The 377-nt window shown below is 51.7% G+C and carries 1 pseudogene; it reads left to right on the forward strand.

Annotated features, from left to right (window positions below):
* Positions 1 to 377 (forward strand): annotated as a pseudogene (locus tag J7R12_RS08745) (late control protein); the annotation flags it as partial.

The raw sequence follows: 377 nt of genomic DNA on the forward strand, positions 1-377 counted from the left end.
TCCAGTTGGGAATTCACGTTAGAGCCGCGTACGCAATATGGCACCATTGAAGCTTCTTATTTTGATCGCTCACAAGGACAACAATGCCAAGTTAAGCATCAGACAGGCTTTAGCGGTCCTGTGCGCCGTTTGCGTTGTTGCTACACCAGCAGGGAAGAGGCATTGGCTGCTGCCGCCTCAGAATCAGACCGGCTGTGCCGTAGCATGGGCAGTGGTTCTTTGTCCCTTGAAGGGCGCCCTGAAATCATGGCGGATCAACCGCTGCTATTGCAAGGGTTCCGTAGTGAAATCAATGGTCCATGGAAAGCCCAAACCGTGACCCACCGCTATGAGAAACAAAGCGGATATACCACAGAAATTACACTCGAAGCACCAGA

Source organism: Bartonella vinsonii subsp. vinsonii (genome assembly GCF_902825235.1).
GTDB lineage: Bacteria > Pseudomonadota > Alphaproteobacteria > Rhizobiales > Rhizobiaceae > Bartonella > Bartonella vinsonii.